The 22347-nt window shown below is 65.3% G+C and carries 15 protein-coding genes; 13 read left to right on the top strand and 2 right to left on the bottom strand.

Annotated elements, in window-relative coordinates:
- The first annotated feature begins 216 nt into the window (after positions 1-216).
- From LC490_RS16205 to LC490_RS16190, 4 genes are all read left to right on the top strand, one after another.
- On the top strand, positions 217-867 hold the full coding sequence (locus LC490_RS16205; protein ID WP_081930832.1) for an outer membrane beta-barrel protein: 651 nt from the start codon (positions 217-219) through the stop codon (positions 865-867).
- A 367-nt stretch (positions 868-1234) separates the two neighbouring features.
- A complete protein-coding gene (locus tag LC490_RS16200; protein ID WP_223620850.1) occupies positions 1235-2320 on the top strand; it encodes a histidine kinase in 1086 nt (361 codons plus the stop codon).
- Entirely contained in the window at positions 2317-3042 is a 726-nt protein-coding gene (locus tag LC490_RS16195) for a LytTR family DNA-binding domain-containing protein (protein WP_031371850.1), read from the top strand. Before LC490_RS16200 ends, LC490_RS16195 begins: the two co-directional genes overlap by 4 nt.
- Before the next feature lie 260 nt (positions 3043-3302).
- On the top strand, positions 3303-3695 hold the full coding sequence (locus LC490_RS16190) for a thioesterase family protein (protein ID WP_223620849.1): 393 nt from the start codon (positions 3303-3305) through the stop codon (positions 3693-3695).
- A 28-nt stretch (positions 3696-3723) separates the two neighbouring features.
- Here the strand turns inward: LC490_RS16190 and LC490_RS16185 are convergent, their stop codons facing one another.
- Positions 3724-4398, bottom strand: coding sequence for a class I SAM-dependent methyltransferase (locus LC490_RS16185; RefSeq protein WP_223620848.1), 675 nt, complete (start codon positions 4396-4398; stop codon positions 3724-3726).
- Between the two features lie 261 nt (positions 4399-4659).
- Here LC490_RS16185 and LC490_RS16180 point away from each other — a divergent pair, with 261 nt between their 5' ends.
- The 3 genes from LC490_RS16180 (at position 4660) to LC490_RS16170 (ending at position 8687) form a co-directional block, all read left to right on the top strand.
- Positions 4660-5151, top strand: coding sequence for a hypothetical protein (locus LC490_RS16180; RefSeq protein WP_223620847.1), 492 nt, complete (start codon positions 4660-4662; stop codon positions 5149-5151).
- A gap of 432 nt (positions 5152-5583) precedes the next feature.
- Positions 5584-6297, top strand: coding sequence for a response regulator transcription factor (locus LC490_RS16175; protein WP_036148500.1), 714 nt, complete (start codon positions 5584-5586; stop codon positions 6295-6297).
- A gap of 41 nt (positions 6298-6338) precedes the next feature.
- Positions 6339-8687, top strand: coding sequence for a two-component regulator propeller domain-containing protein (locus tag LC490_RS16170; protein ID WP_223620846.1), 2349 nt, complete (start codon positions 6339-6341; stop codon positions 8685-8687).
- Positions 8688-8746: 59 nt separating this feature from the next.
- On the opposite strand, the gene LC490_RS24595 is transcribed toward LC490_RS16170, so the two are convergent.
- Positions 8747-10147, bottom strand: coding sequence for an ATP-binding protein (locus LC490_RS24595; RefSeq protein ID WP_161786102.1), 1401 nt, complete (start codon positions 10145-10147; stop codon positions 8747-8749).
- A 383-nt stretch (positions 10148-10530) separates the two neighbouring features.
- On the opposite strand from LC490_RS24595, the gene LC490_RS16160 reads away from it, so the two are divergent.
- The 6 genes from LC490_RS16160 to LC490_RS16135 all read left to right on the top strand — a co-directional run bounded on the left by LC490_RS16160 (position 10531) and on the right by LC490_RS16135 (position 22265).
- Positions 10531-10926, top strand: a complete 396-nt coding sequence (locus tag LC490_RS16160) for a hypothetical protein (protein ID WP_223620845.1) — start codon at positions 10531-10533, stop codon at positions 10924-10926.
- A 411-nt stretch (positions 10927-11337) separates the two neighbouring features.
- Complete coding sequence (locus tag LC490_RS16155; RefSeq protein ID WP_223620844.1) at positions 11338-15660, top strand: YadA-like family protein; 4323 nt, start codon at positions 11338-11340, stop codon at positions 15658-15660.
- A 127-nt stretch (positions 15661-15787) separates the two neighbouring features.
- On the top strand, positions 15788-16654 hold the full coding sequence (locus tag LC490_RS16150) for an OmpA family protein (protein ID WP_223620843.1): 867 nt from the start codon (positions 15788-15790) through the stop codon (positions 16652-16654).
- A 77-nt stretch (positions 16655-16731) separates the two neighbouring features.
- Positions 16732-17202 (top strand): DUF4019 domain-containing protein, encoded by a 471-nt coding sequence (locus LC490_RS16145; RefSeq protein ID WP_223620842.1) that lies wholly within the window; start codon positions 16732-16734, stop codon positions 17200-17202.
- A gap of 303 nt (positions 17203-17505) precedes the next feature.
- Positions 17506-17898 (top strand): hypothetical protein, encoded by a 393-nt coding sequence (locus tag LC490_RS16140; protein ID WP_223620841.1) that lies wholly within the window; start codon positions 17506-17508, stop codon positions 17896-17898.
- Between the two features lie 728 nt (positions 17899-18626).
- Positions 18627-22265 (top strand): DUF6531 domain-containing protein, encoded by a 3639-nt coding sequence (locus tag LC490_RS16135; RefSeq protein WP_223620840.1) that lies wholly within the window; start codon positions 18627-18629, stop codon positions 22263-22265.
- Positions 22266-22347: the final 82 nt, after the last annotated feature.

Below are 22347 nucleotides of genomic sequence, written 5' to 3'. Positions count from 1 at the left end.
GGGACCGGTGCCGTAGCGGGTGTCATGCCGAATCGTGATTGCCTGCGTGCTTTTTCGAAGGCGCCGTGGATTCATGGGGTAGGGGGTAGGCGAAAAGCCGGGCTTGGTTGCCAAAGCCGCCTGCGCGGGGCAACGTATGCGCCGTTTGCATGCGTATCGATCGTGCATCGACGCGGCGCGCTCCCCTCCACCGTCAAGAAGTAAGTAGTAGGCGCCATGAAAAATCACTGTTTTGCAATGCTCCTCGCGGCAGCGGCACTGTCTCCCGTCACGGCAATCGCCGCATCGCGCAGCTACACCTATCTGGATGCGGGCTATGGAAAGCAGACGATCGAGTCGGCCGACTCCGATCCCTTGCTGCGCCTGGACGATATCGATGCCGACGGCGGCTATGTCGGCGGCTCGGTCGAGCTGGGGCGCGGGATGTTTCTGACCGGCGCCTTCCACCGGGGCAATGGCGATGTCGACGTGAGCTCCGGATCGCAGGTGCTGACCCGGTTGGACGTGGACGTGCAGCAAGTCGCGCTCGGCCTGGGCTACCACTACGAGATCAACGAGCGCCTCGATTGGACCGCGGAGCTGGGTTATCTCAACACCCGCTTCGAGTACGAGAACCGCGCCCTGTCGTTCACCGAGAAGCAGGATGGCGACGATGCCCGCGCATCGGTCGGACTGCGCGGCAACCTGAGCGAGCGCCTGGAGGCCTGGGGCAAGCTCAGGTACACCGACGGCGATACCTACGACGGCGAAGTCAGCGGCGCGGTAGGCGCTTTGCTGAAGTTCAACGAGCTGTGGGGCCTGACGGCCGAAGCCGGGGCGGGCGCGGGCAATCGCCAGTACACGCTCGGCGTTCGCGCTTCGTTCTAAGCCAGGCCTTGAATGCTGGGCGAGTATCCAAGCGGTGCCGCAAAGTATCTCGGCCTATTCAGCAAGCAGCGGGTCAGTCTGGCGGTGGGGCGCGTTGGTATCTGCTCCAGGCTCAGGCGTTCGTCCCGAGGCGGACGCTTGAGCGAGTAGTCGGAGGCGGGAGTCCATGATTCCTTGTCTGTTGCGGTTATCGGCTGCGGTGGAACCGGGCCCTGTTCGTATCGCCGGTTCTGGGGGTTCTGGTCGATAGTGCCTGCCGGTAGGATGTAGATGGTGCGAGCACTGTACGAAGTGCTTGCTGCCTCGGAGGCATTAATCCGCCAGACAATTCGATAGGGTCGTTACTGTGGGAGCGGTTCTGAAGCGAATGCCCGCGGTCTTCTGGATGGTCATCATCTGGTGGGCGGGCTACGCAATTGCGTTTGCCGCCCAGATCGTTCGCATGGGCGGTCCAGAAGGCATGCCGATGTCCTGGCCGCAGGCGCTTCGCTTCAGCTTCGGCAGTTGGATGATGTGGGTGCCGGTAACCTTGGGATTGTACTGGCTGGTGCGGCGCAGTCCGATTGAGCGCGGCCGGATACTGCGATCCTTGGCGATCCTGCTCGGTGCGTCCGTTCTGACGGTGTTGCTCCGGGGGGGCTATATCTATGCGACAAGCTCCGTCTTCCAGTGGTTCGGTCATCACCCGCGTCCAGGATTCACCGAGGTTTTGACGAGCAGCTTGAGTTACAACTTTATGCTCGCATGGGTCGTGATCGGATTAGCGCACGCGCTCGTCTTCTATCAGAGGAGCATGGAGAGGGGGCAGCAGATCGCGAGGTTGCAAGCGGGCCTGACCACGGCAAAGCTGGAAGCGCTGCGCGCGCAAATGAACCCCCACTTCCTTTTCAATACATTGAACTCCGTCGCCGAAATGGTTCATCAGGATGCGGAACTGGCTGACCGAATGCTGGTTTCGCTCTCGGTCCTGCTTCAAGCGGGGCTGTCCGTCGATAGCGTTCAATTTCGGACCCTCGGTGATGAGATCGAGCTGGTCAATAGCTACTTGATGATCGAGAAGGTTCGTTTGAACGATCGGCTAAGGGTCGAATGGAGCGTCGAGGCGGAAGCCTTGGGCGTTTCAGTGCCGGCGTTGATCCTGCAACCCTTGGTCGAGAATGCCGTAGTGCACGGTATTTCGCGACGGCGAGCGCCGGGCGTGCTGAGCATCAGCTGTGAATTGCGTGGCGAGACCTTGGTCGTCGAAGTGTCTAACTGTGTCTCCCCCGAGGGAGCGGCGCCTCATGGTTCGGGCATCGGCTTGGGAAGTGCGCGCAGCCGTCTGCAGCTCTTGTATGGAGCGCGAGCGGCCATCCAGCAATGCGCGACGGAATCCGGGAGATACCTCGTTCGAGTAACCATGCCGGTGGAAAAGCATGGGGCTGCCAGTCTTCCGGGCAGGTCTGCGGCATGACCTTGATGCGCGCGGCCATCGTCGATGACGAGCCTATGGCACGGGTCAGGTTGCGTCGTCTGTTGGACAGAGTCGGTCGGGACCTGGTATCTGTCGTGGCCGAGTGTGTCGACATCGGGGAGCTATCGGCAGTGGCGGTAAATCTGGACATCGATGTTCTCTTTCTGGACATCGAGATGCCGGGTGGAGATGGATTCCAGGCTCTGGCCCGGTGGCCTGGGCCCCGGCCGCAAGTGGTGTTCGTGACGGCATACCCGCAGCACGGCGCCCGCGCCTTCGACGTGCGTGCCGTCGATTACCTGATAAAGCCGGTATCGGGCGAGCGTTTGCGAGATACGCTGGAAAGACTGAGTGGGACTCGGCCGAAAGATGGCGTTGTCAACGAAGTCGTCGGCGACGCCGATCGCATTCCGTTGAAGGTAGGAAGCCGAGTTCATCTGGTGCAAGCCAACAAGATCGATCTTGTCGTTTCGATAGGAAATTATCTCGAAGTTCATGCGGACGGGGCGGTCTACACCGTGCGTGGAACCTTGACGGATTTTCACTCGCGGCTCGGTCATGTCGAGTTCGCCCGGTTGCACCGCTCGGCCGTTGTACGCATAGCGGCCATTCGCCAGATCGTCCCCGCCGGTTCGGCCAGGTTCCGGATCGTGCTCCTCTCGGGGCAGCATCTGTTCTCCGGACGTCAGTTCCGCAGCAAGGTGGACGAGCTGCTGGTATAGCGCGAGCCCAGGAAGTCTGCCTGCAAAGAGCCGGCCGAGTCGACGATCAGGCACCTATTCGTGTCGTTCGTCCGATGGCGCTTCACCGGGTAACTTCGAGTCGACGCCATGGCTCGGCCACAACGTCGTCGATGATGGCGATGGCACCCTCAGGCGAGCCGTGCGTCGTCGGGGGGGATAAGGTGTGCGGATGCGCATGAATATTTGGCGCTGTCACACCCCTCCATGGAGGACTACCGATGCCCTTCCGAACCCGTCGAGTGATCCTGTTCGGCGATTGCGACCCGGGTGGGGTCGTGTACACGCCGCGCATCGCCCACTTCGTCGTCGAGGCGGGGCTCGATTTTCTGTCCCACGCGCTCGGCGGACCTGCGGCCAGGCGCTTGTTCGCCATGGGCATCCTGCCGCCCGCGCGCGCCCTGTCGATCGAATTTCTGCATCCGATGGCCTGGGACGATGCGATCGATATCGAGGTCTCGGTCGACAAGATCGGCGAGCATTCATTCGCTCTCTTGGTCAGCGCGTTCAACGCCGCAGGCGACAATACTTTCCGCGCCACGATCACGCAGGTCACCATATCGCCCGAGACGCGACGGCCGGTGCCGCTGCCGGCTGAACTGAAGGCCGCGCTCGATGGGGCGCGCGACGGCTGACGGGTCCGATGTCAGCTGGATGACGCCATCAAGACGGGTTGTACGCAACCCAGCCCTTGAAGGTAAAGCCGGCGTAGAACAACTCGACCTCGTCGAAGCCCGCCTCTTGCAGCAAGGCCAGGTCCTGTTCGGGTGAAAGCGCCGGCAGTCGGCTGCCGATCGCGGCGATGGCATTGCCCGCATCCGCGGCGGGAATCCCGGACGCCACCGCGAAGGCCGCGTAGCGATTCAGCCAGCGCGCCTTTTGCTGTTCGTCTTGGGGAAAGCTGTGGTGCGCCACGATCAACGGCGCGCCGGGCTTCAGGCGTCGCCTGAGTTCGATCAAGGTATGCAGGCGTTGCTCGGCCGGAAGAAAATGCAAGGTCAGCAGGCAGGCGGCGCCGTCGTAAGGCCCCTCGGGGGCGGTGTCGATGTAACCCTCGACGAGGTCGGCGCGCGAGGCGAGCGGCCCCAAGGTGGCGCTTGCGAGTTTCAGCATCTCGGACGACGGGTCCACGCCGACGAAACGCCACTGAGGCTGCGCTTCGGCAAACACCTTCAACTCCAGGCCGCCGCCGGCGCCGAGGACGAGTACCCGGCCATCGTGGGGTACGCTCTCGGCGAGTAGCAGTCTGGCCATCTGTTGCAGCGCATGAAAGCCCGGCACCTGTCTGACCGGGCCGAGCGCGTAGCGGGCAACCGCCTGGGGGTCGGAGAACGACAAGGCAAGGCTCCTGCGCGGATGATGGCGACTGATGCTACTGCAGATGCCCCCCGACCCGACCTGGAGGCAGACCGAGGCAGCCGCCTTCGATGAGGCGTGGCGCTTCTGGCTGCGTCCCATAGCCGTCATAGTCAGACCTTGAGGCATGGAGAGCCGGGTGTCGCACTGCTGCGGTGCACGGAATCGATGCGACAAACGATAATGCGAAGCCGCTTTGCGCAGCGGATCGACCGAAAACGTTGGACTTCATTGGAGAGTTTTATGCGATGGATCGTTGTCTTCGCCGCCGCCGGCCTGCTCGCTGGCTGCGCGACCAACCGCCTCGCCGGGCTCAGCAGCCAGTCTTTGGCAGGCACCTGGCGCTGTGGGCCGATCGCGATACCCGACCCGAATTACGACTTGGTCGTCAGCACGGAGACGATCAATCGGGCCGATGGCCGTTACACCAGCCTGACCACCTCGGTGATCACGCCGCATGGCAAGTCGCCGGTCGTCATCCAGGACCGGGCATCGGGCACCTGGCTGCTCGAGGGCGACATCCTCGTCTCCAAGATAGAGGAGGTGAAGTTCCTGTCGTCGTCCGATTCGTGGATCAGCAACGAGCGCGGGCAGAAAGTACAAGACGACATGCTCAAGAAGAAGTCGGTGTACCGGTCGCGCATACTGAAGTTCACCGGGCGGACGCTCCGCATCGTTCCGGTGGAACCGACGTACAAGGAGGCCGAGGTCGAGTCGCTCTGCAAGCGGGTTTGAGGATGCAGATTCGTTGCTCGCCCCACTCGGGGCTCCGCTCGACCTTGGCGGCCTTCGACCTTTGAGCTAGTCGAAATCGTCGGGCGTTCCGCTCACGATGTCGCCAGGCTTCTTCGCGCGGGAGCGGTGCAGCCGGAGCAGAGCGTCAAGGGGAGGGTGTTGGATTTCCAAGCCCCTGAGCTACGGAAGTTCTGGCTGGCGCTGTGTCGGTCGGGCGGCCTGCGTGCGTTCGGGTTTGCACAAACGCGCGATTGATTCTCGGTAAGGCATCCGCGCTACCGCGGCCGGCCGGCCGGTGTGACAATTATCACGAAAGCAGGTTCGTCGTCGTCGGCTCGAAGAACGCGATGCTACTTTGACTCCTGCGCGCAAAGCGGGTCGGGCTCCCCGCGTTTTTCGCAAGCTGGCCCGGATTTCCTTGGGGGGAAAACGATGGACGCTCGCTCGATGGAGGCCGCGCGGCGGCTGCCCACGCTGGCGGTGGTGGAAGACGACCGGACATTCCGAGAAGACGTTCTTTTGCCGGTGTTGGCCCATTCCGGGTTCTCCGTCTTCGGGATGGCGGGCGCGCTTGATCTGTACCGGTCGATGACGCTTCGCTCATACGACCTGGTGCTGCTCGATGTCGGCCTGCCCGATGAGGATGGCGTCAGCATCGCAGCGCATCTGCGCAAGCTGTCCCCGCGTGTCGGCATCGTCATGTTGACCGGATACGATTCCGGCCCGGACCGGATGCGCGGGCTGCGCGCGGGTGCGGACGCTTATCTGTCCAAGCCGGTCGATATGGAAGAGGTGGTAACGACTTTGCATAATCTGGCGCGATGGGTCGTGCCGGAGACGAACCCCACGCATGCGCGTACGAAGTGGCGTCTGGACGACAGGGGCTGGTGCATCCTGACTCCCGGCGGCGTCGAGATCGAGATGAACCTGGCCGAGCGACAAGTGATGGCCATGCTGGCCGCGGCGGCCGGCATTCCGGTGCAGCGCGAGACCCTGATCGCGAGCCTGGTCAAGAATGCCTACGACTTCGATCCGCACCGGTTGGAAATGCTGGTGCATCGCCTGCGCAAGAAATGCCAGCAGATGGCGGAAGAGGAGCTTCCGCTGCGCGCGGTACGCGGCATCGGCTATGTGCTCAACTGGTAGCCGGTCGCCTCGGCGCCCTGCCGGCGAAGGGAAGACCCAGGGTGAGTAGTCTCAAGGCCGGCTTGCGCCTGAGCTTGTCGGCGCTCGCTCTGTGGGTCCTGTGCGGTTCGGCTTTGGCGTCAGCGGAAGTGCAGCCGCGCTATCGGGTGGGCGTGCATGCCTTCACCGGGGACGATGGCTTGCCGCAAGGCGGCGTCAATGCAGTGCTGCAGACCCGCGATGGTTATCTGTGGATCGGTACCTTCGGCGGTCTGGCGCGTTTCGACGGCCTGAGCTCCAGGATATTCCGCGCCGAGCCGTCGCTCGATGCCTCCGGTCCACGACACGGTCCGCAGGCCGGGCCCGCCAGCGATCGCATCCTGGCGCTGCATGAAGACGAACGCCAGCAACTGTGGATCGGAACCCAGGACGCCGGTTTGAGCGTGTACCGGCAGGGGACGTTTCGCCATTTGCCGATCTGCGGCGGCACCTGCCAGATCAATGCGATCGTGCAGACGCCCGACCGGACGTTGTGGATTCTCAGCAATGTCGGCCTGTTCACCCTGGATCCTCTGCGCCGGCAGCCGACTTGGGTCGATGCGCAACGCACCGGGCACACCCATTTGGTGCGCGACCGGCAGGGGCGCATCTACGTCGGCGGTGGGGAGGGCTTGTTCGTCCTCGACGATGGGCGACTGCGCCGTCTTGCATTGCCGGCCGGGGACGGCTGGGTGCAGGTGTTGAAAACCAACGGCGACGACTTGCTGGTCGGCACCAACCGCGCGCTGTATCGCTACCGGCCCGGATCGGGGCAATGGCAGCCCTTGGGTGTGGCAAGCCCAACCGCGGCGGTAGAGGATGCCGATGGCCGATGGTGGGTGGCGACGGCGTCCGGGCGAATGCTGAGGGAAGACGACAGCGGCTGGCGGGATCTTCCGGAACTGTTCGGCATGGGCGTGATCAGCCTGGCGCGGGACGACGAAGGCAATCTGTGGTTGGGCACCGGCAGCAAGGGGCTGTTGCGCGTGCGCAAGCCGGTGTTCGGCTCGATCCCGGCTTCTCTCGGCGGCGTCGACATGGCCGGCCGCGCCGTCGTTGCCGACGGACAGGGCGGCCTGTGGTTCGGTTCGGCTTGCGGCGGGCTGCGTCATTGGCGACAGGACGGCAGCCTGCTGCGGCAGCCGGTGCTGCGGGCCGCGGGCGACGAATGCGTCGCCAGCCTGGCCTTGGATGGCGATGGCGCGCTCTGGGTCGGTACCGCGGAGGGGCTGCTGGTGCGCATCGCCGACGGCCGGCCGACGCTCGTGGGGCAATGGCCCGGGGGCGGGGCGGTCAATGTCTGGCGACGCAGCGAGGGACGTTTGTTCGTCAGCTCGGGCCGCTCCGTGCTCGCGGTCGAGATCGATGGCGAGCGACGTATTTCCGCGCAGCGGCGCATCGAAGCGCTGCGCGACATGAGCATCAATGCCATCGTCCCTGCGGCGAGCGGCGGCGACTGGTTCGTCGGCGACCGCGGCGTGTGGCGTCTGCTCGGCGAGCGGGTGGTCGAGCGATGGACGCCGCGCGAGGGCTTGTCCTCGCGCTTCGCACGCGCCGTGTACGAGGACCGTGCCACCGCCACGCTGTGGGTGGGCACCTACGGCGGCGGTCTCAACCGGATCCGCAACGGCCAGGTGCAGCGTTACGACAGCCGCAACGGCCTGTTCGACGATACCGTGTCGTGCATCCTGCCCGACGGCCAAGGGCGCCTATGGCTGGGCGGCAACCGCGGCATCACCGTGTTGCCGGCGCCGGGCGACGCCGGCGCCAAGATCGAATCGGTCGGCTACGCCGCGGGCGACGGCCTGGTCCCGGCCGAAATCAATGGCGGCCATTCGACCGCCTGCCACCGCGACAGCCGGGGCCGGCTGTGGTTTTCGCTGGTCGAAGGGTTCGCGGTCGTCGACCCCAAGGATTTTCCGGTGGTGGCGCCGGTGCCGCTGAGGGCTCGCATCGAACAGGTGGCGGTCGCCGGACGCAGCCAGCAGATCGCAGGAGATTCCCTGGCCCTGGAGCCGTTCGCGCGCAGTCTGGAAATTCATTACACCGCCATCAATCTGAGCCGGCCGCGCGAAACTTATTTCCGTTTTCGCCTGCTCGGATTCGATCACGGTTGGGTGGATGCCGGACAGAACCGCAGCATTCTGTATCCGCTGATCCCGTGGGGAGAGCACCGCTTCGAAGTGCAGGCGCGCACCCTGGGGGGACGTTGGTCGCCGGTATCGGCCCGTCTGAGCGTGCTCAACCCGCAGCCCTGGTATCTGCGGCCGTGGGCGCTGATCCTGGCGACGGCCCTGGGCTTGCTGGTATTGGTCGCCGCCACCCACATCGGCACGAGCCAGGACAGGATGCCGGCGAAGCCTCCGGATTGAGCGACTGAGCGAGTGGCGACTAAACGCGTGCCGATGAGCGCGCTGCGCGGTCGCGGCGATCAGGGGGCGGCGGCGTGGCGCGTCATGGCCGACTCCGCCGCTACCGCTGTCGAGATCTCGTCAGGGCCCGTCCTGTGCGGTGTCTGCGCAAGCTCCCAACCGGCCTCGTCCCGAAGGCCGTCTTCGGGCTCGGCCAGCGGCAAACGGATTCGGATGCGGGTGCCCGCGCCGGGGGCGCTGTCGGCCGTTATCGCGCCGCCGTGGTCGGCGACGAAGCGATGCACGGTCGCCATGCCGATGCCGGTGCCCTGGTCCCGGGGCTTGGTGGTGAAGAACGGCTCGTACAAGCGCGCGAGCACTTCCGGCGTCATGCCGATGCCGGTGTCTTCCAAGCCGATGCAGGCGTGATCGCCGTCGGCCTGAAGCGACAACGTGAAACGGCCGCCCTGCGGCATCGCATCGCTGGCGTTGCTGGCCACGTTCAACAGCGCCAGTACCAGTTCGTCGCGGTCGGCCTTGACCCACAGGCCCGAGACCGAGGTATCCAGCGATACTTCGATCGCGCGCGGGAATATCGGCAGGATCAACGGCCGCACTTCTTCGATCGCTTCGGCGAGATCGAAGGTGGACAGGTGTCGCGTGTGCGTGCGGCTGAAGCTCAGCAGGCGCCGGGTGAGGGTGGCGCCGCTGCGCGCCGCCTGGCGTATGCCCGGCAGCACCGCGTCGATGTCGCCGCGCCGGCCCACCGAGGTGGCGTGGCCCAGGATCACGCTGAGGATGGCATTGAAGTCGTGGGCGATGCCGGTCGAAAGCCGGCCGATGGTTTCCATTTTCTGCGTCTGCACCAGACGCTCGTAGGCGCGTTCTTTCTCTTCCACTTGGCGCTGCAGCTCCAGGCACAGCGCGTTGAGTTCTTCGCTGCGGCTGATCGCCCGTCGCGACGACAGGATCAAGCGGTCCAGGATCGCCACCAGGACGAGAAAATTCATCCCCGACAAAAGCAGGTTGGTCGAGGCTTCCGAGGCCTGCATGGAATCGGTCGCGAGTTGCAGGTCGGTGCGCGCCCCGATCGCGAGTGCGGCCGCATAGGCCAGAGCGGTCCACCAGACCGCGGTCCTGCCCAGGAACAATCCCGACAACAACAGGGGCAGCAGGTGGGTGATCTGCAGCCCGGACTGCGAGCGCAATCCGTAGGCGTGGTAACTCACGGCCATCAGGATCACGCCGCCGATGACGGTCAGGCTGGTCGACAAGCGGAACAGCCCGTGGCGCAGCAGATAGAAACACGCCCAGGTGTAGGCGCTGACGATCAGCAGCAGCCAGTGCTCCGTATAGCCCGCCAGGTCCGGCGCGGCGGCGCAGGAGCCGATCGCCATCAACAGCGTGGTGACCGCGACGACGGCGAGTATCGCTTGCAGCGCCATCGCGTTGCGTTTGTCGCGCGCCGCGCGGATGGGCACGCGTTGCATCCAGCCGATGAAGCGATGCCAGAGGAGAGGAAGCGATTTGCGAGCGGTCATCGATACGGTTGATGCAGGACAGCGGTTGAAGGCCGGGGCACTCGGGCGTCGCGACGGGGCGGCCGAGCAGCGGTCGGACCGTTCCGATCCGGCGCCTGCGCGGTCGCTGCGCCGGGCCCGGCAGGACGGGTCCCCTTCCTTGTATGACTACCGCTAGGCAGCCTAGCACCGCGATCAGACAGGACGCGGACAACCACCGCTTCCGGCGAAGAACTGCGATCCGTATCACCCTTCATGCGGCTCCGGGCGGCCGAATCGCGCAAACCCGGCGATCGAATCCTCACCGTGGGTGAGGATTCGAATTCGCCGATGGATACCGCGGCGTGTCGGCCCGGCTCGTGTCGGTGGCGGCCGCCCTGCGCAAACCGGCCGACGATGGCCGGCAGGGCTTCGACGAACGCCCCCTTGGCCAAGCGCTGTGCCGTCGCGACCCGAACGCACACGATCCTTGGTCGTCTGTCCGTCATGGACATCGGGCCGCGTACTCGCGTTACGGCGGGTCGATGCGTCGACGCGCTCAACGCTGGGATGGCGCGCGGCCTGGATGCGATGCCGACGGCCGTCGTCGCCCGCATACGCCCCGCGGCATCGCGGCGGCGATGTCGAAACAGCCGCGCAAAGTCGACGCACGCTCCGATGCAGACGAGACGGATATCGCGATCCCGCCTGTGACGCAAGGGCGAAAGGCTGAAATTTTTCGTGAAGCCTGGTGCGTGTAATCGCCATGCCCGGTCACTAGTGTTTGCCACGCAGCGCGCCGCTCCATGCAACACGAGTGCAGGCTTCGGGCCGCCAGGACCGGGTCGTGCATCAAGCAGCCAAGCGGCGCACGGGTCGTCACCACGACGCAGGAATCCGGCGCTTGGGTCTGCTTTGTCGGCGGTCGCGGAGCGCGCAAGCCCTCGGGGTCCGGCACGACGCGCTTAGCGATGGCGCCTCATCCGGAATCCGGCCGAACTTCGTCGAGGGCGCAGCCGTACCGGTCGCACGAGCAGCGCACGAGCACTGCTGCGCCGGCACTGCGTCGCCACGACGGCCCTCGCGATGCCTCTCGAAACACTTCACAGGCGACACCGCATCACCTTCATCCCGCGGCCCATCGGATTGGCGTGCAACTGGGGAAACGAGTAATGAACAAAATCTACAGCGTGGTATGGAGCCGGTCGCTCAATCGGCTGGTGGTCGCTTCGGAACTGGCCGCGCCGCGTGGCCAGGCCGCCGGCAGCGGTAACAGGGCTTCGTATTCGGCGGGAACGTTGTGCGCCGGGATCCTGGCCGCGCTGGCGACGATGGGCGCGGTGGGGTGGGCTCCGACCGCGCAGGCGCAGGCCGTGGATTGCAGCGGGCCGCCTTACAATCTGTACAACGGTACCGCCTCGTGCATGGGCTTGGGCTCGCGCGCTTCCGGCATCGGCGCCACCGCGCTGGGCTCTCTGGCCACCTCCGACGTGCTTGGCGGGCTCGCCGTCGGCTATGCCTCGCACAGCGCCGCGCAGAATTCGATCTCGGTCGGGTTCGGGGCCTATACCACCGGCGTCAATTCCATCTACCTCGGTGCGCGCACCGCGGCCGGTACCGGCTCGCTCGGCGGCGGCTCGATCGGCATCGGCACCGACGCGACCTCGGGCGCCGACGGCTCCATCGCCATCGGCACCGTGGCCCGCGCGACCGGGGTCGCCGCGGTTTCCTTCGGCGGCAGCTCGACCGCGGCCGGATTGCGCAGCGTCGCCCTGGGCTATCAAGCGAACGCGGCGGTGCTCGACACCATCGCCCAGGGCACCGGCACCTTCGCCGGCGGCCAGAACGCCATCGCGATCGGTTTCCAATCCATCGCGTCCAATCTCAATTCGCTCTACCTGGGCTCGCGCACCGTCGCGGGTACCGGAGCCACCGGCTTCGGCGCCGTCGCCATCGGCACCGACGTCACCGCGTCCGAGCAATACGCCATCGCAGTCGGGCGGCTGAGCGCGGCCACGGGCGTCGACTCGGCCGCGATCGGGCCGAGCGCGCGCGCCAGCGGGCCGAGTTCGGTCGCGTTCGGCGCACAGGCCAATGCCTCTGCGCAGTCGGCGATCGCGCTCGGCCTGAATGCGGCCGCGTCGGGCCTGAGCTCGATGGCGCTGGGCAGCGGCACGGTCGCCAACAACATCAATGCCGTCGCGCTCGGCGCCAGCGCCAGCGCCACCGGGGCCGGCGCGAGCGCCCTGGGCACCTTGTCCAGCGCGACCGGCGGCAACGCCACCGCGGTCGGCGTCAGTTCCAGCGCCGGCGGCAACTTCGCCTTCGCCGCCGGTTCGGGCGCCAACGCCAGCGCGGAGAACGCTTTCGCCGCCGGCCGCAACGCGGTCGCCGATGCCGCCGACGCGGTCGCGATCGGCACCAACTCGACCGCCACCGGCGGCCGCGCGGTCGCCATCGGCGCCGGCAATTTCGCCAGCGGCGACGGCGCAGTGGCGATCGGCGATCCGAACACCGCCACCGGCAACGGCGCGATCGCGCAAGGCCTCGACAACACCGCCACCGGCAACGGCTCGGTGGCGATGGGCAACACCAACATGGTCGGCGGCGGCGGCCAGGCCGTGGGTGTGGCCGGCGTCGCCGCGCAAGGCGCGGTCGGCATCGGCTTCCAGAACACGGTGGTCGGCCAGGGCAGCGTCGCCATCGGCCACACCAGCAGCGCGCTGGCGGCCGGCGCGGTGGCATTCGGCGATAGCGCCGTGGCCAACAACGCACGCGACGTGGCGCTGGGCTCGGGATCGACGACGGCGGTCGCGGTCGCCACCCCGAGCACGACCATCGACGGGGTGACCTACAACTTCGCCGGTGTCGCACCAACCAGCACGGTCAGCGTGGGCACGGCCGGCAACGAGCGGACCCTCACCAACGTGGCGGCGGGTCGGATCTCCGGTGCCTCGACCGATGCCATCAACGGCTCGCAGTTGTTCGCGACCAATCAGGCGATCGAGGCAGTCGCCACCACCGCCAGCGCCGGATGGAACCTCAGCGCACAGGGCGCCAACGCCAGCAACGTGGCGCCCGGCGAAGCCGTCGACTTGCGCAACACCGACGGCAACATCGTGGTCGCGAAGGCCGCGACCGACGACAACGTCAACTTCGACCTGGCCGACGACATCACCGTCGACAGCGTCACCGCCGGCAACAGCCTGCTCAACAGCAACGGCCTGACCATCACCGGCGGGCCCAGCATCACCACGACCGGCATCAATGCCGGCGGCCTGGTCATCGCCAACGTGGCGCCCGGCGTGGCCGGTACGGATGCGGTCAACGTCAGTCAATTGACCGACGCGACGACGGCGGTGCGGACGCACTACTACAGCGTCAACGACAACGGTGCGATCGGCGGCAACTACAACAACGACGGCGCAACAGGCATCAATGCCCTGGCCGCCGGCGTCGGTGCGGTGGCCGGCACTGGTGCGGCCACCGCGGTGGGTTTCGGCGCGACCGCCGCCGCCCAGGCCGGCGACGTGGCCCTGGGCTCGGGCTCGATCACCGACACCGTGGTGGCGACCGCCGGCGACAGCATCGACGGCGTCGCCTACAGCTACGCCGGCACCGCGCCGACCAGCACGGTCAGCGTCGGCGCAGCGGGTGCCGAGCGCACCATCACCCATGTCGCCGCAGGCAGGGTCTCGTCCGCGTCCACCGATGCGATCAACGGCTCGCAGTTGTTCGCCACCAACCAGGCAGTGGGCGCGCTCGGCGGCAATCTGGACCAACTCGGCAACAGCACCGCCGCCTCGCTCGGCGGCAGCTCGGTCTACAACCCGGTCACCCATACCGTGACCGCCGGGCTCGCGGTGGGCGGCAACACCTACAACAACGTGCAGGACGCGCTGACCCAGATCAACGACAGCGCGAGCGCCGGCTGGAACATCGCGGCCGGCGGCAACGGCGGCAACATCGGCCCGGGCGAAACCCTGACCGTGGCCGCCGGCAGCAACGCGACGGTCGCCTACGACGACGCCACCGGTACCCTGACGGTGGGCGTGGTGCCGGACCCGAGCTTCAACAGCGTGGTGGTCGGCAACACCACGATCACCACCAACGGCCTGACCATCGCCGGCGGCCCCAGCATCACCAACGTCGGCATCAATGCCGGGGGCACCACCATCACCAACGTGGCGGCCGGCATCAACGGCGGCGATGCGGTGAACCTGGACCAGTTGAACCAGGCGATCACCGCAGGCTCCACCCATTACTACAGCGTCAACGACGGCGGCATCGCCGGCGGCAACTACGCCAACAACGGCGCCACCGCGACCGGCGCCATCGCATCGGGCGTCAACGCCAGCGCTACCGCGGCGAACGCAGTGGCGATGGGCACCGGCGCGACCGCGGGCGACGCCAACAGCGTGGCACTCGGCGCGGGCTCGACCACCGCCGCCGCGGTGGGCACCGCCAGCGCCACCATCGCCGGTACGACCTATAACTTCGCCGGCGGCGCGCCGGTCGGAACGGTGAGCGTGGGCAGTGTGGGCGCCGAGCGCACCCTCACCAACGTCGCCGCGGGACGGTTGTCGGAGACGTCGACCGATGCCGTCAACGGCTCGCAGTTGCATGCGACCAATCAGGCGGTCAACGCGCTGGATGGCCGAGTGACCAACGTCGAAGGCGACATCGCCAATCTGACCGGTACCATCAACGGCTTCGACGGCCGCATCACCCAGGTCGAAGGCAACGTGGCCAACCTGACCAACACCGTCAATACCTTCGACGGCCGCATCAGCGGGGTGCAGAACGGCTCCGACGGCATGTTCCAGGTCAGTCAGGAGGACGCCGTGGTCAAGCCGCGCCCGACCGGCACCAACGCATCGGCCGGTGGCGACGGTGCGGTCGCGAGCGGCAACAACGCGCTGGCGGTGGGCAACCAGAGCACGGCCAGCGGCAGCGCCAGCACCGCCGTGGGCACCGGCGCGACCGCGAGCCACGCCAACAGCGTCGCGCTGGGCGCCGGGTCGGCAACCACGGTGGGTGCGCAGCGCGGCTACAACGCCGCTTATGTAGGCAGCAGCACCTCTACCGGCGAGGTCAACATGGGCGGCCGCACCCTGACCGGTGTGGCGCCCGGCATCGCCGGCACCGATGCGGTCAACGTGAGCCAGCTCAACTCCGGCGTGAACCATGCCATCGATCAGTCGAAGGCCTATACCGACGCTCGTTTCGAGCAGTTCGACAACGACGTGTGGGCCCTGCGCAAGGACTTCCGTGCCGGCACTTCCTCGGCGATGGCGATGGCGGGCCTGCCGCAGGCCTATCTGCCGGGCAAGAGCATGCTCGCGGTGGCGGCCGGCGGTTATCAGGGCGAATACGGCATGGCGGTCGGCCTGTCGGGCATCACCGAGAACGGCCGCTGGGTCTACAAGGCCCAGGCCAGCGGAAACACCGCGCGCGACTGGGGCTTCTCGGTCGGTGCCGGCATCCAGTGGTGAGGGCAGGCGCGCCCCGCTTTCGGGCGGGGCGCGATAGCCGATGGCGAGCGACCGAGCGCCGCTGCGGCCACCGATCCGAAACGTATCAAAACGCCGTCCGGTAGCGCGGATCCAAACGCGCGCGACGATGGCCATCCGTCAAAGCGAGGAATCATCTATGGAAGCCAAACGGTTCGCTGGCGTCGCGATCGTATGCAGCGTCGCGATGGGACTGCTATCGGCATGCGGCACCCGCCATGTCAGCCGCGATATTTCCGCCGACGGCGTGCCGGGCGAGGTGGTCTTCCCGGCGGTCGAACGCGCTGTGCTCAAGGAAGGAACGTTTCCGAACCTGGACGACCTGCGTCAGGTGGCGCCGGGCGTCAGCAAGGAGCAGCTCTATCATCTGCTGGGGCGCCCGCACTTTCGCGAAGGCTATGCCGGCGTGCGGGAATGGGACTACCTGTTTCACTTCCGCCGCGAGGGCGGGGTGACCACCTGCCAATACAAGGTCGTCTTCGATCAGAACTATCTGGCGCGAAGTTTCTACTGGCTGCCGGAAGCATGCGGCGATGTGTTGCGCGAGCCTGTCGCGGCCGGGCCGTCGTCGTCGCCAGCCGCGGCTGCGTCGCGTCGTTTCACCCTGTCCGCCGATGCCTTGTTCGCGTTCGGCCGGGCCGGGTTGGACGATCTGCAGCCGGAAGGCCGGGCCGAGGTCGCGCGCGTGGCCAAGGCCTTGCTCGATGCCAAGGACCTGCGCGAGGTGCGGGTGACAGGGCATACCGATCGGATCGGCAGCGACGCGGCCAACCAGTCGCTGTCGCGCGAACGCGCCGAAACGGTGCGCCGGCTGCTGATTGCCGAAGGCGTGCCGGCGCAGCGTATCTCGGCGGAAGGTCGGGGCGAGTCGGAACCGGTGGTCGGCCACTGCGAAGCCGCGAAGGGGCGGGACGCGTTGATCGCCTGCCTGCAACCCAACCGCCGCGTCGAGATTTCAGCCGACGTGGAGCAGTGACCGGACGCGGCCCGCGCGCCGTCGGACCGCTGCTGCATCCGCCTTTCCCCAGCGTACGAGAGATCGAGATCAGGCCCATGAAACGCATTCTGCTGACGATGGCCATCGGCCTGCTGTCCACGACGGCGCTCGCCCAGGCGCCGGCGCAAGCGCAGCGACCGGCGCCGGCAGCGCAAAAGGCCGCTGCGCGCGACGTCGATCCGAATACCTTGGCCAATACCGCGTTGCAACTTCTGCAGGCGATCGACCGCGACCAGGCCGGTGCGCTCTGGGACGCCTCATCGAACGTGACCAAGCGCTCGGCCAAGCGCGAGGACTTCGTCGCTTATGTCGGCAGGACCCGCAAGCCCCTGGGCACGGCGAGTTTGCGCAGTTGGATAGGAGTGCGTCGCGAAGTGGTCGGCAACGGCGCCCAGCTTCCGCCCGGCCTGTACGCCAGCATCGAGTTCTCCAGCCAGTTCCAGGGCAAGCGAACGGCGAAAGAGCTGATCTCCCTGCGCCGGGACGAAGACGGCTTGTGGCGGTTCTCCGGCTACGTCATTCAGTGATGCGCCCGATGCGGTCCGCAAGGGGATGCGGATCGCGTCCTCGCACCCTTGCGCCCTGAGATGTACCGGTCGCCCTGTCCGGCTGACCCCAACCTTCGGATCTGCATTGCGGTGAGTCGGGCCGCGATGTTTCCGGCCTGAATGCACCAGTCAGAGCTCGAGGCCTTGTCCGACGGGCTAGACTAGGTCGTCCAGTCGCAAGGGAATGCGTGTGATGAAACGGGAAATCGCAACCGAGGTCGCGCGGCTGGGCGGCGCGCCGTCCGATGGCGCATCGCAGCGCGAATCGGCCCGGCTCTTGGCATGATGACTTCGAAACTAGGCAGCACCGCAGCTGCCATTGCGCTGCGCGTCTTTCTCGCAAGCACCCCGCTGGTCGCCCTGTATGCCTACGCCCAATACGCATTCGCGCAGGCCCGAGAGCAGGAGCATCGAGGCGACACCGGGCTCGGCATCGCGATCTTGCTCGCCTTCGTCTGCGTCACCCTGATAGTTTCGTTTCTGGTCGATCTCATCGTCCAGATCGCCAGGAAACGCATTGCGGCGTCGACGACGAGCCTGCTGATCCTTGCAGTCCTGTGCGTCCCGCTCGGTTGGTTCGGCTGCAACTGGTCCGATCTGCGCGCGAGCATGGCCTGCGAGCAGGTCGGCAATGCATTCGGGGCGTTTCTCGGATTCTTTGAGAAAGGAAGCTAAGGTTTCCAGTAAACGTCTGTGAATCGATGGCGAGGATCGCGGCATGGATCAATGTGCGACCGGACCCCGGGCTTTCGTTGGGTCGCATCGATCCGCCCCAGGTCAGACTGCTGCACATCCTGAAATTCAGCGGGTCGGTTCAGCACGGTTCCGCGCTATTCCGCCGGGCGGTCCATATCTAAACCCAGAGCGTCGACTCTGAAGCCGGATGGAGGCGCTACTGCGCGGCCATATGCCGGGCCATGATCTGGCGATTGCGCCAGATTCCGTGCGGTTCAACCACTGGGTCGTGCTGTTCGTCCCAGGTCGCTCGACCAACCCTTTGGATACCGGTCTGATGGTCCTCGGCTGTATGAGAGGGGAATGGATGCCTATCACGCATGATTCTGAACCGATTTTGCGTACAGATAAGCCGAAGTCGTTGCCGTATCCGCCGTTGCAGCGGAGGGGCGGGTCGCCGGTCTGCCTCGCCGGGCATTGCGAGCGGTCATGAGGCCGTTGGTAACGCCTCCATCATCGGTGGAACTGCGAAGGAGTTCGTCTGCGACGCCACCGATGGCCAGACTGAGCTTCGGCAAGTCGGCGTGTTAGAGCCCGCTATCGCGACAGCGCCGTCGGCGAGCGAGCCACGGCTCCGGCCGGTACCACCGGTACAGTCGCGCCAGTGGGCTGTGCGACGATAGCGGGAACTCGATCGGCGACTATGGCGCAACTGTTGCGGCCAAGCGGTGAGCGATCTGGCTCGGTGGTTGCAGGCGGATCTGCTGGTCGGGAGCGGCTCAACGCAACTTTCCAAAGGACTCGTTGCTTTTGCGCCTGCAACCCGTCTCTGGACGATCGCTGATCTGTCATCGGCTTTGCGATTTCTATGTTTCCGCTCCGACTTCTCTAATGATCTTCAGGTGGGAAAGATTGGTCTCCAAGGGGGAGGCAAGGATTATCCTTCGGTGCGGGAAAAGAGGTTTCTCCCGGAGGCGTCAGCGCAGCTCCATGGCTGGCAATGCCATTTCGAAGAACGCCGCAAATACGCTTTAACCATAATCAAAGATGAGCGATCCGTTCGCTACGATCGCCCGAACAGGGAAGGGGATTGCATGTGGTTTTCCGTTGTGGCCATGACGGCCTTACGTCGTGCCTCTGTTGTGTCCGTGCTTGTGTGTTGCACGCTTGGGTTGGCCTGGTTTCCTGTCTGTGCCGCCGACTCTAAGCCTCCGACGCATCGAGAGGATCCGTCGGGCAGTGGAATCAGGACTGAAGAAACCATAACGGTAAACGGGATAAGAGGGCCGGAATTCTTCAATCCGGGTCTTTCTGTCGTCGATACGACGCGGAACGTAGACAGCACGGAGTTGCGCCTCAACGACGGCGGTGCGCAAGCGACCGACGACAAGAAGGCTAATGACAAAAAGTGCCCAAAGCACGGCAATCCCATCATCCTGGCGACCGGCAACAAGACCGAGTCCGAACTGGACTTTACGGCGGCCGGTGAAATGCCTCTGCAGCTGCGGCGCGTATGGAACCAGCATTGGGACGGGATCGGGCTATTCGGCTACAAGTGGGTCAGCAGCTTCGACTATCGCCTCAGTTTTGGCGGGAGCTACTGGAACGCCACCTGTTACGCCCGCCCCAGCATCGCGCAATGCAGCGACACCGCATCGGCAGTCGAAATCTGGGCGCACAAGCCTGACGGTCGCAAGATGCGATACCTGAAGGCGGCCGATGGCGTGTTCTACGAGGACAAGGCCAGCCCGGTGTCGACGATTATCCGGCAGTCCGATGGCACCTGGGCGCTGCACGGCGAGGAAGACGAAGCCGAGGTTTACTCCGCCGGTGGCTACCCCGTTTCGGTAAAGAATGCGCAGGGCGTAGGCTGGATTTTCTCCCACGGCGGTCTCAACGGCACGCAGTTGCAGCGAGTAACGCACAGTTCGGGCCGATACGTGCAGTTAGTCTGGAGCGGCGATGAGTTGGTGGAGATTCAAGACCCGATAGGCAATGCGTACCGCTATTCGTACACGCAGCAGAAGGTCTACGACGGCATGCATCTGCTTGCCTCCACCACGCTGGCCGGGGCGCCTGCGACCGTCTTGACCTATCACTACAGCGGCATCGATGGCGAGCCGGACTATGGTGGTTATGCACTGACCGGGAAATCCTATAACGGCGTTCGCTATTCTCGGTTCTCTTACACCAGCGATGGGGACTTCCTGGCCACGAGCACGCAACACGCTGGCGGCGTGGAGAGTCATACCTACGTTTACCAGTTCGACACGAGTGGGGCGTTGGACGTCACCGAGACCAACCCGCTGGGCAAGCAGGCGATCTACAAATTCAATCCGGAGGGCCAGTTGTTGGAGGTGACCGGAGTCGCCAGTACGAACTGCCCGGCCAGCGGGCGCAGCAGTACATTCGATGCGAATGGCAACCCGGATCAGGTGCTCGATTTCAAGGGCAACTTCGTCGATTTCGACTACAGCGCAAAAGGTCGCCTGACCAGGAAGGTTGAGGCGCAGGGACGTCCCGAGGCACGGACGACGGTCTACACCTGGGACCCTGTACGTACGCGGATCGACAGCGTGACCGTGGAGGGCCTGAACCGTGTGGATTATGTCTACAACACCGGCCACCGGCTGTCCTCGGTATCCATGACCAATCTTTCTAGCCATGGCGCACCGGGGCAAAGTCGAACAACGACGTACTCCTATACCAGCCATGCCAATGGCTTGTTGGCGACGATCACGGTCGATGGTCCCTTGAGTAGCGATACCGTTACCCAGGCCTTCAATGTGACCGGCGACCTGATCGAGTCCAAGAATGGCCTGGGCCACGCGACGACTTACACGAATTACAACGCCTTGGGGCAACCCGGCCGCGTGACTGGTCCCAACGGTGATGTGACTGAGTTTATCTATGATGCTCGGGGGCGGTTGGTAGCTAGAAAGGCCGTGATCGCCGGGGTTTCGCAGGCCACGACATATACCTACGACGGCTTTGGACGACTGTCTTCGGTTCAGGCGCCGGACGGACGGCTACGAACGTTCGAGTACGATGCGGCCTGGCGAATTGCGCGTGAGTACGAGAACGAGCCTGCGGGTACCTACGCGGTAAAGCGCTACACCTACAACAACGCTTCCCTGGTCACCTCGGCGGTGACCGAAAGGACCACGGCGGTGCATCCGCCGGTATCTACCCCCACTCTTACCTTGCCTGCGACCGGTGCGGACGGCAGCTACTCGGCGAGTTGGACGGCGGTGGCTGGTGCTGAAAGCTATTTTCTCAGCGAGAGCTACAACGGTGGGCCTTGGGTCGCCTCCTATATCGGGCCTGATCTGGCCAAGGCCTTCACCGGCCGGCCAGCCGGCATCTACCATCACGGAATCACTGCCTGCAATGCGGCCGGCTGCGCTGCCTGGTCTCCGGCGACCGCTATCCATGTGATCTATCGGCCCAGCGGCGCTCCGCTACTAACAGCGCCAGCGCAGAGCACGTCCGGCAGCTATACCGTGAGTTGGGCCGCCATCTCCGGCGCAAGCAGTTATCGACTCGAGGAAGGCACCGCAGGTGGCTGGACGCTGCTCGAGGACGGTGCGGCAACCAGCAAGCTCATCGTGGGCAAGAATGCGGGTACTTACAGCTATCGCGCCACGGCTTGCAACGCGGCCGGTTGCGGCCCAGTGTCGGCCATCGTCACGGTGACAGAGGTCGATCCTCCCGGTTCTCCGCCGAGTGTGTTCGCGCCGGCAGTGAACGCCAACGGAAGTTACACGGTCAGTTGGACTGCAGTCGGCGGCTCTAGCAGCTATCAGCTGGAGGAGAGTGTCAATGCAGGGCCGTGGATGCAGATGAGCAACGACGCTTCCACCAGTCGCGCTTTCAGTGGCAAGCCCACCCATGTCGATCATGCTTACCGCGTGCGTGCGTGCAACACGGCCGGTTGTGGCGCGATATCCGCGGCGGCGACCGTGCAGCATGTCATCTACGGTGCGCAGTACGTCGCACAATCGGTTCCAAGCAGCATCCTGCCTGGGCAAACGATCGGCGTTTCGGTGCAGATGCGGAACACCGGCAACGCCCCATGGACGAACGCGGACGCCTATCGGCTTGGCTCGCAATCGCCAGTCGATAACTCGGATTGGGGGCTTAGCCGGGTGGCCGTATCCGGAAGTGTCGCGCCCGGCGAGGTGGCGACCTTTACGTTCAACATCATCGGCCCTGCATCGGACTTCGGCCAGACCCGCTACTTCCAATGGCGAATGGTGCGCGATGGCGTGACCTGGTTCGGTGACCCGACGCCGTTCACCGGGATATGGCTGGAAGGCCCGGATCCGAACAACTGCGGTGGCGATCCGAACTGCCATCAGAACTGAGGGCGGTTTGTTCGAATGGAGTTTGGGTTGCACTGTGCCCTTTAGGGCGGGGAATTCAGGGAATTGCCATGTTGAAAGCTTG

Source organism: Lysobacter sp. ESA13C (genome assembly GCF_019970005.1).
Classification (GTDB): domain Bacteria; phylum Pseudomonadota; class Gammaproteobacteria; order Xanthomonadales; family Xanthomonadaceae; genus Lysobacter; species Lysobacter antibioticus_B.
Note: the sequence above shows the minus strand (reverse complement) of the source record. Positions and strands in the feature narration are given on the sequence as shown.

Coding starts and splice junctions, on each gene's coding strand:
- LC490_RS16205 (WP_081930832.1), top strand. CDS start 217: ATGAAAAATCACTGTTTTGCAATGCTCCTCGCGGCAGCGGCACTGTCT.
- LC490_RS16200 (WP_223620850.1), top strand. CDS start 1,235: ATGCCCGCGGTCTTCTGGATGGTCATCATCTGGTGGGCGGGCTACGCA.
- LC490_RS16195 (WP_031371850.1), top strand. CDS start 2,317: ATGACCTTGATGCGCGCGGCCATCGTCGATGACGAGCCTATGGCACGG.
- LC490_RS16180 (WP_223620847.1), top strand. CDS start 4,660: ATGCGATGGATCGTTGTCTTCGCCGCCGCCGGCCTGCTCGCTGGCTGC.
- LC490_RS16175 (WP_036148500.1), top strand. CDS start 5,584: ATGGACGCTCGCTCGATGGAGGCCGCGCGGCGGCTGCCCACGCTGGCG.
- LC490_RS16155 (WP_223620844.1), top strand. CDS start 11,338: ATGAACAAAATCTACAGCGTGGTATGGAGCCGGTCGCTCAATCGGCTG.
- LC490_RS16150 (WP_223620843.1), top strand. CDS start 15,788: ATGGCCATCCGTCAAAGCGAGGAATCATCTATGGAAGCCAAACGGTTC.
- LC490_RS16145 (WP_223620842.1), top strand. CDS start 16,732: ATGAAACGCATTCTGCTGACGATGGCCATCGGCCTGCTGTCCACGACG.
- LC490_RS16140 (WP_223620841.1), top strand. CDS start 17,506: ATGATGACTTCGAAACTAGGCAGCACCGCAGCTGCCATTGCGCTGCGC.